Below are 13,117 nucleotides of genomic sequence, written 5' to 3'. Positions count from 1 at the left end.
CATCCCAATAGAGGATCAAAGTGGCTCGCAAGACTCCTATCGAGCGCTACCGTAACATCGGTATTAGCGCTCACATCGACGCCGGCAAAACGACGACGACCGAGCGCATTCTGTTCTACACGGGCGTGAACCACAAGATTGGTGAAGTTCACGACGGCGCTGCCACCATGGACTGGATGGAGCAGGAACAGGAGCGCGGCATCACGATTACTTCCGCTGCTACCACGGCATTCTGGAAGGGCATGGCGGGCGACCGCGCCGAACACCGCATCAATATCATCGACACCCCGGGTCACGTCGACTTCACGATCGAAGTCGAGCGCTCGATGCGCGTGCTCGACGGCGCGTGCATGGTGTACTGCGCTGTGGGCGGCGTGCAGCCCCAGTCGGAAACCGTGTGGCGTCAGGCTAACAAGTACAAGGTTCCCCGTCTCGCGTTCATCAATAAGATGGACCGTACCGGCGCGAACTTCTTCAAGGTCTATGACCAGCTCAAGCTGCGTCTGAAGGCGAACCCGGTTCCGGTCGTCGTGCCAATCGGCGCCGAAGAGAACTTCACGGGCGTCGTCGATCTGATGAAGATGAAGGCGATCATTTGGGACGACGCGTCTCAAGGCACCAAGTTCTCGTACGAAGACATCCCGGCAGAGCTCGTCGACACGTGCAATGAATGGCGTGAAAAGATGATCGAGGCCGCGGCTGAAGCGAACGAAGAAATGATGAACAAGTACCTCGAGTCGGGCGAACTGACTGAAGAGGAAATCATCAAGGGCCTGCGCGACCGTACGATCGCTTGCGAAATCCAGCCGATGCTGTGCGGCACTGCGTTCAAGAACAAGGGTGTGCAGCGCATGCTGGACGCCGTGCTCGATTTCCTGCCGTCGCCGATCGACATCCCGCCGGTTACCGGCGAGCTGGAAAATGGTCAAAAGGCTGAGCGCCGCGCCGCCGACGACGAAAAGTTCTCGGCACTGGCATTCAAGATCATGACCGACCCGTTCGTCGGTCAGTTGATCTTCTTCCGTGTGTACTCGGGCGTCGTCAATTCGGGCGACACGGTGCTGAACGCGACCAAGGACAAGAAGGAACGTCTGGGCCGTATTCTGCAGATGCACGCGAACCAGCGCGAAGAAATCAAGGAAGTGCGCGCGGGCGACATCGCTGCTGCGGTCGGCCTGAAGGAAGCAACCACGGGCGACACGTTGTGCGATCCGCAGAACCCGATCGTGCTCGAACGCATGATTTTCCCGGAGCCGGTGATTTCGCAGGCTGTCGAGCCGAAGACCAAGGCTGACCAGGAAAAGATGGGTCTGGCACTGAACCGTCTGGCTCAGGAAGATCCGTCGTTCCGCGTGCAGACGGACGAAGAATCGGGCCAAACGATCATTTCAGGTATGGGCGAACTGCACCTCGAAATTCTGGTCGACCGGATGAAGCGTGAATTCGGCGTGGAAGCGACCGTCGGCAAGCCGCAGGTGGCTTACCGCGAAACGATCCGCAGCACGGCGGCTGACGTTGATGGCAAGTTCGTCAAGCAGTCGGGCGGTCGCGGTCAGTACGGCCACGCAGTCATCACGCTCGAGCCGAACGAACAAGGCAAGGGTTACGAGTTCCTCGACGAGATCAAGGGCGGCGTGATTCCGCGTGAATACATCCCGGCAGTCGACAAGGGTATCCAGGAAACGCTGAAGGCTGGCGTGCTGGCGGGCTTCCCGGTGGTTGACGTGAAGGTTCACCTGACATTCGGTTCGTACCACGACGTCGACTCGAACGAAAATGCATTCCGCATGGCCGGTTCGATGGCGTTCAAGGAAGCAATGCGCAAGGCGAGTCCGGTCATCCTCGAACCGATGATGGCGGTGGAAGTCGAAACGCCGGAAGACTACATGGGCAACGTGATGGGCGACCTGTCGGGCCGTCGCGGTATTGTCCAAGGCATGGAAGACATGGTTGGCGGCGGCAAGATCGTTCGCGCCGAAGTGCCGCTGTCCGAAATGTTCGGCTACTCGACGTCGCTGCGTTCGCTGACGCAAGGTCGTGCAACGTACACGATGGAGTTCAAGCACTACGCTGAAGCTCCGCGTAACGTGTCGGAAGCGATCATCAACGCCAAGTCGAAGTAATCGCGCGGCGAAGTCATTCAACGATTAACTTTCTGAAAGAAGAGAAACATGGCTAAAGGTAAATTCGAACGGACCAAGCCGCACGTGAACGTGGGCACGATCGGTCACGTTGACCACGGCAAGACCACGCTGACGGCAGCGATCACGACGGTTCTGACGCAGAAGTTCGGCGGCGAAGCGAAGGCGTACGACCAGATCGACGCAGCGCCGGAAGAAAAGGCGCGCGGCATTACCATCAACACCGCGCACGTCGAGTACGAGACGGCTAACCGCCACTACGCACACGTCGACTGCCCGGGTCACGCTGACTATGTGAAGAACATGATCACGGGCGCGGCACAGATGGACGGCGCAATTCTGGTGTGCTCGGCTGCTGACGGCCCGATGCCGCAAACGCGTGAGCACATCCTGCTGGCGCGTCAGGTTGGCGTTCCGTACATCATCGTGTTCCTGAACAAGTGCGACATGGTGGACGACGCTGAGCTGCTGGAGCTGGTCGAGATGGAGGTTCGCGAGCTTCTGTCGAAGTATGACTTCCCGGGCGACGACACGCCGATCATCAAGGGTTCGGCCAAGCTGGCGCTGGAAGGCGACAAGGGCGAGCTGGGCGAGGTGGCGATCATGAGCCTGGCCGATGCACTGGACACGTACATCCCCACGCCGGAGCGTGCGATTGACGGTTCGTTCCTGATGCCGGTGGAAGACGTGTTTTCGATCTCGGGTCGTGGCACGGTGGTGACGGGCCGCGTTGAGCGTGGCGTGGTCAAGGTTGGCGAAGAAATCGAAATCGTCGGTATCAAGCCGACGGTGAAGACGACCTGCACGGGCGTGGAAATGTTCCGCAAGCTGCTCGACCAGGGTCAGGCAGGCGACAACGTGGGTATCCTGCTGCGCGGCACGAAGCGTGAAGACGTGGAGCGTGGTCAGGTTCTGGCCAAGCCGGGTTCGATCAACCCGCACACGCACTTCACGGCTGAAGTGTATGTGCTGAGCAAGGACGAAGGCGGCCGTCATACGCCGTTCTTCAACAACTACCGTCCGCAGTTCTACTTCCGTACGACGGACGTGACGGGCTCGATCGAACTGCCGAAGGACAAGGAAATGGTGATGCCGGGCGACAACGTGTCGATCACGGTGAAGCTGATCAACCCGATCGCGATGGAGGAAGGCCTGCGTTTCGCAATTCGCGAAGGTGGCCGTACGGTCGGCGCGGGTGTCGTCGCCAAGATCATCGAGTAAGATCGAAGATAGCAGTATGCAGTGCTCGGGCACGGGCACTCGCTCTCCGCAAGCGCTCGTGCCTACGTTCTTTTTTAATCGGCGGTGCAATACCGCCTCGCTCTTTTCAAGGAATTCGTCATGCAAAATCAGAAAATCCGCATTCGCCTGAAGGCTTTCGACTATCGCTTGATCGACCAATCGGCGGCTGAAATCGTCGACACGGCGAAGCGGACAGGCGCAATCGTTCGTGGTCCGGTGCCCCTGCCGACCCGCATTCAACGCTTCGACATCCTACGTTCGCCGCACGTCAATAAGACGTCGCGCGATCAGCTTGAAATCCGCACGCACCAGCGTCTGATGGACATCGTTGACCCGACGGACAAGACCGTGGACGCGCTGATGAAGCTCGACCTGCCGGCTGGCGTGGACGTTGAAATTAAGCTGCAGTAAGGGTTCTAGGCCTGTCTGGCAACTCGGACAGCGCTAAGTCTTTGATTGCTTGCGGAAAACGAAAAGCCTCGCTACAATAGTAGGCTTTTCGCGCATTCGCGCAAAAAAGTCGGCGTGCTGCAGCATGAATTCATGCCCGAAACGGCGCCGGCATTTTGTAAATTAGCCCCGACCAATCGCAGTCGGGAATGGAGAAAACGATGAGCCTTGGACTCGTAGGTCGCAAGGTTGGCATGACCCGTATCTTCACGGCTGAAGGGGATTCGATTCCCGTCACCGTGCTGGACGTGTCCGACAACCGTGTGACGCAGATCAAGACTGTTGAAACCGACGGCTATACGGCCGTGCAGGTTACCTTCGGCACGCGCCGCGCATCGCGCGTGACGAAGCCGTTGGCAGGTCATCTCGCCAAAGCCGGTGTTCAGGCCGGTGAAATCCTCAAAGAATTCCAAATCGATGCCGCTAAGGCTGCCGAGCTGTCGAGCGGCGCCGTGGTTGGTCCCGAGCTGTTCGAAGTGGGCCAGAAGGTTGACGTGCAAGGTGTTTCGATCGGTAAGGGCTACGCCGGTACCATCAAGCGTTACAACTTCGCGTCTGGCCGCGCATCGCACGGCAACTCGCGTTCGCACAATGTGCCGGGCTCAATTGGTATGGCGCAGGATCCGGGTCGTGTTTTTCCGGGTAAGCGCATGACCGGTCACATGGGCGACGAGAAGGTAACGGTGCAAAACCTCGAAATCGCCCGTATCGACGCTGATCGCAAGCTGCTGCTGATCAAGGGCGCCGTGCCGGGTGCGAAGGGTGGCAAGGTATTCGTCACGCCGGCCGTGAAGACGCGTGCCGTGAAAGGAGCGAAATAATGGAACTTAAGCTCCTGAATGCCAATGGTCAGGAAGGTGCAGGCGTTAGCGCGTCGGACGTCGTGTTCGGCCGCGATTACAACGAAGCCCTGATTCACCAGGTGGTGGTTGCGTACCAGGCGAATGCACGTAGCGGCAACCGGGCGCAAAAGGATCGTGAGCAGGTCAAGCACACGACCAAGAAGCCGTGGCGCCAGAAGGGTACCGGCCGCGCTCGTGCCGGTATGTCCTCGAGCCCGCTGTGGCGCGGCGGTGGCCGCATCTTCCCGAATTCGCCGGAAGAAAACTTTTCGCACAAGGTCAACAAGAAGATGCATCGCGCAGGCCTCTGCTCGATCTTCTCGCAGCTGGCCCGCGAAGGCCGCATCTCGGTGGTCGACGAACTAACGCTCGAAGCGCCGAAGACTAGGCTTCTGGCCGAAAAATTCAAGGCGATGGGCCTCGACTCCGTGCTGGTGATTACCGACACGGTTGACGAAAACCTGTACCTCGCGTCGCGCAACCTCGCCCACGTGGCGGTTGTCGAGCCGCGTTACGCCGACCCGCTGTCGCTGATCTACTTCAAGAAGATCCTGATCACGAAGGCTGCGGTCGCCCAGATCGAGGAGTTGCTGTCATGAGCGAGATTCGCAAGAACGATCATCGTTTGATGCAGGTCCTGCTCGCGCCGGTGGTCTCCGAAAAGGCGACGCTGGTTGCCGACAAGAACGAGCAGGTTGTGTTCGAGGTCGCGCCGGATGCCACGAAGCAGGAAGTGAAAGCTGCAGTCGAGCTGCTGTTCAAGGTGGAAGTCGAGTCCGTCAACGTGCTGGTCGCGAAGGGCAAAGCCAAGCGCTTTGGTCGCTTCATGGGCAAGCGCAAGGACGTGAAGAAGGCATACGTCTGCTTGAAGCCCGGCCAGGAAATCAACTTTGAAGCGGAGGCCAAGTAATCATGGCAATCGTGAAAGTTAAGCCGACTTCGCCGGGTCGCCGCGCGATGGTCAAGGTGGTCAACAAGGAACTGCACAAGGGCAAGCCATTCGCGGCACTGCTCGACACACAGTCGTCGACCGCCGGCCGTAACAACAACGGCCACATCACCACGCGCCACAAGGGTGGTGGTCACAAGCATCACTATCGTGTCGTCGACTTCCGTCGCACGAAGGATGGGATTCCGGCAAAGGTCGAGCGTCTCGAGTACGACCCGAACCGGAGCGCGAACATCGCGCTGGTCCTGTACGCAGACGGCGAACGCCGCTACATCATCGCTCCGAAGGGTGTCACCGTCGGTCAGCAACTGATGTCGGGTTCTGAGGCGCCGATCCGTGCAGGCAACACGCTGCCGATCCGCAACATTCCGGTCGGTACGACGATTCACTGCATCGAAATGCTGCCAGGCAAAGGCGCGCAAATGGCGCGTTCGGCTGGTACGTCGGCGATGTTGCTGGCTCGCGAAGGCGTGTATGCGCAGGTCCGTCTACGTTCGGGTGAGATCCGGCGCGTGCACGTTGAATGCCGCGCGACGATCGGTGAAGTGGGCAACGAAGAGCACAGCCTCCGTCAAATCGGTAAGGCTGGCGCGAACCGCTGGCGCGGTATCCGTCCGACCGTGCGTGGCGTCGCAATGAACCCGGTCGACCACCCGCACGGCGGTGGCGAAGGCAAGACTGCGGCTGGCCGCGACCCGGTGAGCCCGTGGGGCACGCCGACGAAGGGCTATCGCACCCGCAGCAACAAGCGCACGACGAGCATGATCGTCCAGCGCCGTCACAAGCGTTAAGGAGTAGGCAATGGCACGTTCTATTAAGAAAGGTCCGTTCTGCGACGCCCATTTGCTGAAGAAGGTTGAGGCGGCTGCAGCATCGCGTGACAAGAAACCAATCAAGACTTGGTCGCGTCGCTCGACGATCCTGCCGGACTTCATCGGTCTGACGATCGCCGTTCACAACGGCCGTCAACACGTTCCGGTGTATGTCACGGAAAACATGGTCGGCCACAAGCTTGGCGAGTTCGCACTGACCCGCACATTCAAGGGTCACGCGGCCGACAAGAAGGCCAGGAAATAAGGGGCAATCAAGATGGAAGTGAAAGCAATTCATCGCGGTGCCCGCATCTCGGCGCAGAAAACGCGCCTTGTGGCTGACCAGATCCGCGGTTTGCCGGTCGACAAGGCGCTGAACGTCCTGACGTTCTCGCCGAAGAAGGCTGCGGGAATCGTGAAAAAGGTCGTGCTGTCGGCTATCGCGAATGCGGAGCACAACGAAGGCGCCGATATCGACGAGCTCAAGATCAAGAGCATCTACGTCGACAAGGGAGCGTCGCTGAAGCGTTTTACTGCACGCGCTAAAGGCCGCGGTAACCGCATCGAGAAGCAATCCTGTCACATCACTGTGACGGTCGGGAATTAAGGGGTCATACGATGGGACAGAAAATTCATCCGACTGGCTTCCGTTTGGCCGTCAGCCGCAATTGGGCTTCGCGTTGGTACGCGAACAATAATAATTTTGCGGCGATGTTGCAGGAAGACATCGGTGTTCGTGAATATCTGAAGAAAAAGCTGAAGAACGCGTCCGTCGGCCGCGTTGTGATCGAGCGTCCGGCCAAGAACGCACGTATTACGATTTTCAGCTCGCGTCCGGGTGTCGTCATCGGCAAGAAGGGTGAAGACATCGAACTGCTGAAGTCCGAGCTGCAGAAGCGCATGGGCGTTCCGGTTCACGTCAACATCGAAGAAATCCGCAAGCCGGAAACCGACGCACAACTGATTGCTGACTCGATCACGCAACAGCTCGAGCGCCGGATCATGTTCCGCCGCGCGATGAAACGCGCGATGCAGAACGCGATGCGTCTGGGTGCTCAAGGCATCAAGATCATGAGCGCCGGCCGTCTGAACGGTATCGAAATTGCTCGTACGGAATGGTATCGCGAAGGTCGCGTGCCGCTTCATACGCTGCGTGCAGATATCGACTACGCAACGTCGGAAGCAAAGACGACGTACGGCATCATCGGCGTGAAGGTGTGGGTCTACAAGGGCGATACGCTGGGCCGCAACGACGCACCGGTGGTTGAAGAAGTCACCGAAGAAAAGCGTCCGCGCCGCAACGCGCGTCCGGGTGGCGATCGCCGTCCGCGTCGTGATGGTGAAGGTGGTGGCCCGGCAGGTGCACGCCGTGGCGCTCCTCGCCGTGCCGGCGACGGGAAGACTGGAGAATAACGATGCTGCAACCGAAACGCAGAAAGTATCGCAAAGAGCAGAAAGGTCGTAACACCGGCGTAGCTACCCGCGGCAACGCGGTGTCGTTCGGTGAGTTTGGCCTGAAGGCTGTCGGTCGCGGCCGTCTGACCGCGCGCCAGATTGAGGCGGCGCGTCGCGCGATGACGCGTCACATTAAGCGCGGTGGCCGCATCTGGATCCGGATCTTCCCGGACAAGCCGATCTCGACCAAGCCAGCTGAAGTGCGTATGGGTAACGGTAAGGGTAACCCGGAGTACTACGTTGCTGAGATTCAACCGGGCAAGATGCTGTACGAAATGGACGGCGTAACCGAAGACCTGGCGCGCGAAGCGTTCCGTCTGGCTGCAGCGAAGCTGCCGCTGAAGACGACGTTTATCGTGCGTCAGCTCGGCGCCTAAGGAGCAAATGATGAAGGCTTCCGAACTTCACCAGAAAGATCAGGCCGCGCTCAACAAGGAGCTGTCGGACCTGTTGAAGGCGCAATTCGGCCTGCGCATGCAACTCGCGACCCAGCAGCTCACGAACACGAGCCAACTGAAGAAAGTCCGTCGGGACATCGCACGTGTGCGGACCGTCCTGACTGAGAAGGCGAACCAGAAATGAACGATAGCGTAAAAACCTCGCTCAAGCGGACGCTGGTCGGCAAGGTCGTCAGCAACAAGATGGACAAGACGGTTACCGTGCTGGTCGAGCACCGCGTGAAGCATCCGATCTACGGCAAGTACGTCGTGCGTTCGAAGAAGTACCACGCGCATGATGACGCGAATACATACAACGAAGGCGATCTCGTTGAAATCCAGGAGACTCGTCCGATTTCGAAGACGAAGGCTTGGGTGGTGGCTCGCCTAGTCGAGGCTGCTCGCGTCATCTAACGTCGTACGGCGGTAGAAGTAGTTGAAATCGCGGTAAGTTTCGCTTGCAAGACCGAGATTATTTGATATAATCTCGGTCTTCCCTCTTTATGGGAGCCCCGTCGCGGGCGAAGTTGGTGGGGGAAGCGGTTCGGGCGCCAGTCCGTACCGAAGGATTCACCGGATTGCGATGGCGGGTTTCGTTTGCCGTCGCTGCTGTTCTAACCCAAGCAGCCGATCGGCTGACGGGACCAAGACTGACCGGGAAGCGCCATGGTGGTGTGACCGGATTAAGTTGGGAAAGATAAACCATGATCCAGACCGAAACTCGGCTTGAAGTGGCCGACAACACGGGTGCACGCGAAGTCATGTGCATCAAAGTGCTCGGCGGCTCGAAGCGTCGTTATGCCAGCATTGGCGACATCATCAAGGTGACTGTCAAAGAGGCTACGCCGCGCGGGCGCGTGAAGAAAGGCGAAATCTACAACGCCGTGGTGGTTCGCACCGCCAAGGGCGTGCGCCGTCAGGACGGCTCGCTGATCAAGTTCGACGGCAACGCAGCTGTGTTGCTCAACACCAAGCTCGAACCGATTGGTACCCGTATTTTTGGGCCTGTCACGCGCGAGTTGCGTAGCGAACGATTCATGAAGATCGTTTCGCTGGCGCCTGAAGTGCTGTAAGGAGTCGCGATGAACAAGATTCGCAAGGGTGACGAAGTTGTCGTCATCACCGGCAAAGACAAGGGCAAGCGTGGCGTTGTTCTGGCCGTTCACGGCGAGACCGTGACCGTCGAGGGCATCAATCTCGTCAAGAAGCACGTCAAGCCGAACCCGATGAAGGGTGCGACTGGCGGCGTGGAAGCCAAGACGATGCCGCTGCAAATTTCGAACGTCGCATTGGTCGACGCGAATGGCAAGCCATCGCGTGTAGGCATCAAGGTCGAAGGAGACAAGAAGGTCCGTTTCCTGAAGACGACCGGTGCCGTGCTGAGCGCCTGACGCTGCGGAGTAAAAAATGGCTCGTTTGCAAGAGTTTTACAAAGAGAAGGTTGTACCCGGCCTCATCGAGAAGTTCGGTTACCAGTCCGTGATGGAAGTGCCGCGCATCACCAAGATCACCCTGAACATGGGCCTTGGCGAAGCCGTCGCTGACAAGAAAGTCATTGAAAACGCCGTTGGCGATCTGACGAAGATTGCAGGTCAGAAGCCAGTGATCACCAAGGCGCGCAAGGCAATCGCTGGCTTCAAAATCCGTCAGGGCTATCCGATCGGTGCAATGGTCACGCTGCGTGGCCAGGCAATGTACGAATTCCTTGACCGTTTCGTGACGGTTGCGCTCCCCCGCGTGCGCGACTTTCGTGGCGTCTCGGGCAAGGCGTTCGACGGTCGCGGCAACTACAACATCGGTGTGAAAGAGCAGATCATTTTCCCCGAAATCGACTACGACAAGATCGACGCACTGCGTGGGCTGAATATCAGCATCACGACGACTGCGAAGACTGACGACGAAGCAAAGGCTCTGCTCGCCGGCTTCAAGTTCCCGTTCAGAAACTGAGGTTACCGTGGCTAAACTGGCACTGATCGAGCGTGAAAAGAAGCGTGCTCGCCTCGCCGCCAAGTACGCTCCCAAGCGTGCTGCACTTAAGGCAATCATTGGCGACACGAGCAAGTCGGAAGAAGAGCATTACGCAGCACGTCTGGAACTGCAGCAACTGCCGCGCAACTCTAACCCGAGCCGTAAGCGCAATCGTTGCGCAATTACCGGCCGTCCGCGCGGCACGTTCCGTAAATTCGGGCTGGCGCGTAACAAGATTCGTGAAATCGCGTTCCGCGGCGAGATTCCTGGCCTGACCAAGGCGAGCTGGTAATAGGAGAAACATAAATGAGCATGAGTGATCCTATCGCCGATATGCTGACTCGCATCCGCAACGCGCAGATGGTCGAGAAAGTTTCGGTGACAATGCCCTCGTCGAAAGTCAAGATTGCGATTGCGCAGGTCCTGAAGGACGAAGGTTATATCGACGATTTCGCAGTCAAGTCCGAAGGTGCGAAATCGGAATTGAACATCGTGTTGAAGTATTACGCTGGCCGTCCGGTCATTGAGCGCATCGAACGCGTCTCGAAACCTGGCCTGCGTGTGTACCGCGGCCGTAACGACATCCCGGTGGTCATGAATGGCCTTGGCGTGGCGATCGTGTCGACGCCGAAGGGCGTGATGACCGACCGCAAGGCACGTGCAACGGGCGTTGGCGGCGAAGTCATCTGCTACGTCGCATAAGGCCGAAAGGAGAGAAACATGTCTCGAGTAGGTAAGAGCCCGATCGTGCTGCAAGGCGCGGAAGTGGCCCTAAGTGCCGACAGCATTACTGTCAAGGGTCCGCTGGGTACGATTTCACAGGCTGCCAACAGCCTGGTGAAGGTGGTGAACGACAACGGCACGCTGAATTTCGAGCCGGTCGATGAAAGCCGCGAAGCGAATGCGATGTCGGGCACGATGCGCGCACTGGTTGCGAACATGGTGCACGGCGTGACGAAGGGTTTCGAGCGCAAGCTGACGCTTGTTGGCGTTGGTTATCGCGCACAGGCGCAAGGCGACAAGCTGAATCTGTCGTTGGGTTTCTCGCACCCCGTGGTGCACCAGATGCCGGCTGGCGTCAAGGCAGAAACCCCGTCGCAAACCGAAATCGTGATCAAGGGGATCAACAAGCAACAAGTCGGTCAAGTAGCTGCAGAAGTACGCGGCTACCGTCCGCCGGAGCCCTACAAGGGCAAGGGCGTGCGTTACGCCGATGAGGTTGTGATCCTCAAAGAAACGAAGAAGAAGTAAGGGTGCGCAATCATGGATAAGACTCAATCTCGCCTGCGCCGCGCTCGTCAGACGCGTATTAAGATCGCTGAGCTGCAGGTCGCGCGTCTCGCCGTGCATCGCACGAACACGCACATCTATGCGCAAGTGTTCTCGCCGTGCGGCACTAAAGTGCTTGCCAGCGCGTCGACGCTCGAAGCCGAAGTGCGTGCGCAACTGGCCGATCAGTCGGGCAAGGGCGGCAACGTTGCTGCTGCGACCCTGATCGGCAAGCGCATTGCAGAAAAGGCTAAGGCTGCCGGCATCGAATCCGTCGCCTTCGACCGTTCGGGTTTCCGTTACCACGGCCGCGTGAAAGCGTTGGCTGATGCGGCGCGTGAAGCCGGACTCAAGTTCTAAGGGAAGAATTCGTCATGGCAAAGATGCAAGCTAAAGTTCAGGCTGACGAACGCGACGACGGCCTTCGTGAAAAGATGATCTCGGTCAACCGCGTGACCAAGGTCGTGAAGGGGGGCCGTATTCTCGGCTTCGCCGCACTGACCGTGGTTGGCGACGGCGATGGCCGCGTCGGTATGGGCAAGGGCAAGGCGAAGGAGGTGCCTGTCGCTGTCCAGAAGGCGATGGAACAGGCTCGCCGCAACATGTTCAAGGTGCCGCTGAAAAACGGTACCCTGCAACACGAAGTGCACGGTAAGCACGGCGCGTCGACGGTTCTGCTCGCTCCGGCGAAGGACGGTACCGGCGTGATCGCTGGCGGCCCTATGCGGGCAGTGTTCGACGTGATGGGCGTGCAGAACGTTGTGGCCAAGAGCCACGGTTCGACGAACCCGTACAACCTCGTTCGTGCGACGCTTGACGGCCTGCGCAAGCAGTCCACGCCGGGCGACATCGCTGCGAAACGTGGCAAGTCCGTCGAAGAAATTCTGGGCTAAAGGTGGACACCATGTCTGATAAAACTGTCAAGGTCCAGCTCGTCAAGAGCCTGATCGGCACCCGTGAATCGCACCGCGCAACGGTGCGTGGTCTGGGCCTGCGCCGACTCAACTCGGTCAGCGAGTTGCAGGACACGCCGGCTGTGCGCGGCATGATCAACAAGGTTTCGTACCTCGTTAAGGTCATCAGCTAAGCGGCTGACCCGGACTCAAGGAGTTGATAATGGAATTGAATAACCTGAAGCCGGCTGAAGGCGCGAAGCACGCAAAGCGTCGCGTTGGTCGCGGCATTGGCTCCGGCCTCGGCAAGACCGCTGGCCGTGGTCACAAGGGGCAGAAGTCGCGTTCGGGCGGCTTTCACAAGGTTGGCTTCGAAGGCGGGCAAATGCCGCTGCAACGCCGGCTGCCGAAGCGTGGCTTCACCTCGCTGACGAAGGAATTCGTCGGTGAAGTGCGTCTCTCGGATCTCGAGAAGCTGCCAGTCGATGAAATCGATCTGCTGGCCCTCAAGCAAGCCGGCTTGGTCGGCGAGCTGATCCGTAGCGCCAAGATCATCGCAACGGGCGAGCTGAAGCGCAAGGTCGTTGTAAAGGGTCTGGGTGCGACGAAGAGCGCGCGCGCTGCTATCGAAGCAGTCGGTGGCTCTTTTGCCGAGTAAC

The 13,117-nt window shown here is 58.9% G+C and carries 23 protein-coding genes; all 23 read left to right on the top strand.

All coding sequences use genetic code 11. The annotated features are described in order from the left end of the window. The first annotated feature begins 20 nt into the window (after window positions 1-20). Window positions 21-2,123 carry an elongation factor G gene (gene fusA / locus BJG93_RS15300; protein ID WP_027199088.1) on the top strand — a complete coding sequence of 701 codons (2,103 nt, stop codon included), beginning with the start codon at window positions 21-23 and terminating at the stop codon, window positions 2,121-2,123. A gap of 48 nt (window positions 2,124-2,171) precedes the next feature. Beyond that, complete coding sequence (gene tuf, locus BJG93_RS15295; protein ID WP_027199087.1) at window positions 2,172-3,362, top strand: elongation factor Tu; 1,191 nt, start codon at window positions 2,172-2,174, stop codon at window positions 3,360-3,362. Between the two features lie 120 nt (window positions 3,363-3,482). Continuing rightward, window positions 3,483-3,794, top strand: a complete 312-nt coding sequence (gene rpsJ, locus BJG93_RS15290) for a 30S ribosomal protein S10 (protein WP_006998489.1) — start codon at window positions 3,483-3,485, stop codon at window positions 3,792-3,794. 200 nt (window positions 3,795-3,994) lie between these two features. Continuing rightward, entirely contained in the window at window positions 3,995-4,654 is a 660-nt protein-coding gene (rplC, locus tag BJG93_RS15285) for a 50S ribosomal protein L3 (RefSeq protein WP_027199086.1), read from the top strand. After that, complete coding sequence (rplD, locus tag BJG93_RS15280) at window positions 4,654-5,274, top strand: 50S ribosomal protein L4 (protein WP_027199085.1); 621 nt, start codon at window positions 4,654-4,656, stop codon at window positions 5,272-5,274. Before rplC ends, rplD begins: the two co-directional genes overlap by 1 nt. Continuing rightward, window positions 5,271-5,585: a 50S ribosomal protein L23 gene (gene rplW / locus BJG93_RS15275; RefSeq protein WP_027199084.1), complete on the top strand. Its 315-nt coding sequence runs from the start codon at window positions 5,271-5,273 to the stop codon at window positions 5,583-5,585. The genes rplD and rplW overlap by 4 nt, the downstream gene beginning before the upstream one ends. 2 nt (window positions 5,586-5,587) lie before the next feature. After that, the gene (rplB, locus tag BJG93_RS15270) at window positions 5,588-6,415 is read left to right on the top strand and encodes a 50S ribosomal protein L2 (RefSeq protein ID WP_008923344.1); all 828 of its coding nucleotides are present in this window, start codon (window positions 5,588-5,590) and stop codon (window positions 6,413-6,415) included. A gap of 10 nt (window positions 6,416-6,425) precedes the next feature. Beyond that, window positions 6,426-6,701 (top strand): 30S ribosomal protein S19, encoded by a 276-nt coding sequence (rpsS, locus tag BJG93_RS15265; protein WP_027199083.1) that lies wholly within the window; start codon window positions 6,426-6,428, stop codon window positions 6,699-6,701. A gap of 12 nt (window positions 6,702-6,713) precedes the next feature. Continuing rightward, a complete protein-coding gene (gene rplV / locus BJG93_RS15260; protein ID WP_027199082.1) occupies window positions 6,714-7,043 on the top strand; it encodes a 50S ribosomal protein L22 in 330 nt (109 codons plus the stop codon). A gap of 11 nt (window positions 7,044-7,054) precedes the next feature. Further along, on the top strand, window positions 7,055-7,849 hold the full coding sequence (rpsC, locus tag BJG93_RS15255) for a 30S ribosomal protein S3 (RefSeq protein WP_027199081.1): 795 nt from the start codon (window positions 7,055-7,057) through the stop codon (window positions 7,847-7,849). A 2-nt stretch (window positions 7,850-7,851) separates the two neighbouring features. Further along, window positions 7,852-8,268 carry a 50S ribosomal protein L16 gene (gene rplP, locus BJG93_RS15250; RefSeq protein WP_027199080.1) on the top strand — a complete coding sequence of 139 codons (417 nt, stop codon included), beginning with the start codon at window positions 7,852-7,854 and terminating at the stop codon, window positions 8,266-8,268. A 10-nt stretch (window positions 8,269-8,278) separates the two neighbouring features. After that, on the top strand, window positions 8,279-8,473 hold the full coding sequence (gene rpmC / locus BJG93_RS15245; protein ID WP_007180130.1) for a 50S ribosomal protein L29: 195 nt from the start codon (window positions 8,279-8,281) through the stop codon (window positions 8,471-8,473). Further along, window positions 8,470-8,742: a 30S ribosomal protein S17 gene (rpsQ, locus tag BJG93_RS15240; protein ID WP_007180129.1), complete on the top strand. Its 273-nt coding sequence runs from the start codon at window positions 8,470-8,472 to the stop codon at window positions 8,740-8,742. Before rpmC ends, rpsQ begins: the two co-directional genes overlap by 4 nt. Window positions 8,743-9,032: 290 nt before the next feature. Next, entirely contained in the window at window positions 9,033-9,401 is a 369-nt protein-coding gene (gene rplN / locus BJG93_RS15235; protein WP_006998478.1) for a 50S ribosomal protein L14, read from the top strand. Between the two features lie 9 nt (window positions 9,402-9,410). After that, window positions 9,411-9,719, top strand: a complete 309-nt coding sequence (gene rplX, locus BJG93_RS15230; protein WP_027199079.1) for a 50S ribosomal protein L24 — start codon at window positions 9,411-9,413, stop codon at window positions 9,717-9,719. A gap of 16 nt (window positions 9,720-9,735) precedes the next feature. Further along, the gene (gene rplE / locus BJG93_RS15225) at window positions 9,736-10,275 is read left to right on the top strand and encodes a 50S ribosomal protein L5 (protein ID WP_027199078.1); all 540 of its coding nucleotides are present in this window, start codon (window positions 9,736-9,738) and stop codon (window positions 10,273-10,275) included. Window positions 10,276-10,282: 7 nt separating this feature from the next. Further along, window positions 10,283-10,588: a 30S ribosomal protein S14 gene (gene rpsN, locus BJG93_RS15220; protein ID WP_027199077.1), complete on the top strand. Its 306-nt coding sequence runs from the start codon at window positions 10,283-10,285 to the stop codon at window positions 10,586-10,588. Window positions 10,589-10,602: 14 nt separating this feature from the next. After that, complete coding sequence (rpsH, locus tag BJG93_RS15215) at window positions 10,603-10,998, top strand: 30S ribosomal protein S8 (RefSeq protein WP_027199076.1); 396 nt, start codon at window positions 10,603-10,605, stop codon at window positions 10,996-10,998. An 18-nt stretch (window positions 10,999-11,016) separates the two neighbouring features. Then, entirely contained in the window at window positions 11,017-11,547 is a 531-nt protein-coding gene (gene rplF, locus BJG93_RS15210) for a 50S ribosomal protein L6 (protein ID WP_027199075.1), read from the top strand. Between the two features lie 12 nt (window positions 11,548-11,559). After that, a complete protein-coding gene (rplR, locus tag BJG93_RS15205) occupies window positions 11,560-11,925 on the top strand; it encodes a 50S ribosomal protein L18 (RefSeq protein ID WP_008923336.1) in 366 nt (121 codons plus the stop codon). Window positions 11,926-11,939: 14 nt separating this feature from the next. Next, the gene (gene rpsE / locus BJG93_RS15200) at window positions 11,940-12,458 is read left to right on the top strand and encodes a 30S ribosomal protein S5 (protein WP_009888402.1); all 519 of its coding nucleotides are present in this window, start codon (window positions 11,940-11,942) and stop codon (window positions 12,456-12,458) included. Window positions 12,459-12,469: 11 nt separating this feature from the next. After that, window positions 12,470-12,652 carry a 50S ribosomal protein L30 gene (gene rpmD / locus BJG93_RS15195; RefSeq protein ID WP_008923335.1) on the top strand — a complete coding sequence of 61 codons (183 nt, stop codon included), beginning with the start codon at window positions 12,470-12,472 and terminating at the stop codon, window positions 12,650-12,652. Window positions 12,653-12,681: 29 nt separating this feature from the next. Further along, on the top strand, window positions 12,682-13,116 hold the full coding sequence (gene rplO / locus BJG93_RS15190) for a 50S ribosomal protein L15 (RefSeq protein WP_027199074.1): 435 nt from the start codon (window positions 12,682-12,684) through the stop codon (window positions 13,114-13,116). The last annotated feature ends 1 nt before the right edge of the window (window position 13,117 follow it).

The organism is Paraburkholderia sprentiae WSM5005, assembly GCF_001865575.2.
Classification (GTDB): Bacteria; Pseudomonadota; Gammaproteobacteria; order Burkholderiales; family Burkholderiaceae; genus Paraburkholderia; species Paraburkholderia sprentiae.
This window is presented reverse-complemented; position numbering and strand designations above follow the sequence as displayed.

What these genes read in the sequence shown, in the direction of transcription:
- rplE (WP_027199078.1), top strand. Translation starts at nt 9,736, where the DNA reads ATGGCTCGTTTGCAAGAGTTTTACAAAGAGAAGGTTGTACCCGGCCTC.
- rplB (WP_008923344.1), top strand. Translation starts at nt 5,588, where the DNA reads ATGGCAATCGTGAAAGTTAAGCCGACTTCGCCGGGTCGCCGCGCGATG.
- rpsH (WP_027199076.1), top strand. Translation starts at nt 10,603, where the DNA reads ATGAGCATGAGTGATCCTATCGCCGATATGCTGACTCGCATCCGCAAC.
- rpsS (WP_027199083.1), top strand. Translation starts at nt 6,426, where the DNA reads ATGGCACGTTCTATTAAGAAAGGTCCGTTCTGCGACGCCCATTTGCTG.
- rpsC (WP_027199081.1), top strand. Translation starts at nt 7,055, where the DNA reads ATGGGACAGAAAATTCATCCGACTGGCTTCCGTTTGGCCGTCAGCCGC.
- rplW (WP_027199084.1), top strand. Translation starts at nt 5,271, where the DNA reads ATGAGCGAGATTCGCAAGAACGATCATCGTTTGATGCAGGTCCTGCTC.
- rplO (WP_027199074.1), top strand. Translation starts at nt 12,682, where the DNA reads ATGGAATTGAATAACCTGAAGCCGGCTGAAGGCGCGAAGCACGCAAAG.
- rpsQ (WP_007180129.1), top strand. Translation starts at nt 8,470, where the DNA reads ATGAACGATAGCGTAAAAACCTCGCTCAAGCGGACGCTGGTCGGCAAG.
- rpsE (WP_009888402.1), top strand. Translation starts at nt 11,940, where the DNA reads ATGGCAAAGATGCAAGCTAAAGTTCAGGCTGACGAACGCGACGACGGC.
- rplD (WP_027199085.1), top strand. Translation starts at nt 4,654, where the DNA reads ATGGAACTTAAGCTCCTGAATGCCAATGGTCAGGAAGGTGCAGGCGTT.
- rplR (WP_008923336.1), top strand. Translation starts at nt 11,560, where the DNA reads ATGGATAAGACTCAATCTCGCCTGCGCCGCGCTCGTCAGACGCGTATT.
- rpmC (WP_007180130.1), top strand. Translation starts at nt 8,279, where the DNA reads ATGAAGGCTTCCGAACTTCACCAGAAAGATCAGGCCGCGCTCAACAAG.
- rpsJ (WP_006998489.1), top strand. Translation starts at nt 3,483, where the DNA reads ATGCAAAATCAGAAAATCCGCATTCGCCTGAAGGCTTTCGACTATCGC.
- rplF (WP_027199075.1), top strand. Translation starts at nt 11,017, where the DNA reads ATGTCTCGAGTAGGTAAGAGCCCGATCGTGCTGCAAGGCGCGGAAGTG.
- rplV (WP_027199082.1), top strand. Translation starts at nt 6,714, where the DNA reads ATGGAAGTGAAAGCAATTCATCGCGGTGCCCGCATCTCGGCGCAGAAA.
- rplN (WP_006998478.1), top strand. Translation starts at nt 9,033, where the DNA reads ATGATCCAGACCGAAACTCGGCTTGAAGTGGCCGACAACACGGGTGCA.
- rplC (WP_027199086.1), top strand. Translation starts at nt 3,995, where the DNA reads ATGAGCCTTGGACTCGTAGGTCGCAAGGTTGGCATGACCCGTATCTTC.
- rplP (WP_027199080.1), top strand. Translation starts at nt 7,852, where the DNA reads ATGCTGCAACCGAAACGCAGAAAGTATCGCAAAGAGCAGAAAGGTCGT.
- rpmD (WP_008923335.1), top strand. Translation starts at nt 12,470, where the DNA reads ATGTCTGATAAAACTGTCAAGGTCCAGCTCGTCAAGAGCCTGATCGGC.
- rplX (WP_027199079.1), top strand. Translation starts at nt 9,411, where the DNA reads ATGAACAAGATTCGCAAGGGTGACGAAGTTGTCGTCATCACCGGCAAA.
- tuf (WP_027199087.1), top strand. Translation starts at nt 2,172, where the DNA reads ATGGCTAAAGGTAAATTCGAACGGACCAAGCCGCACGTGAACGTGGGC.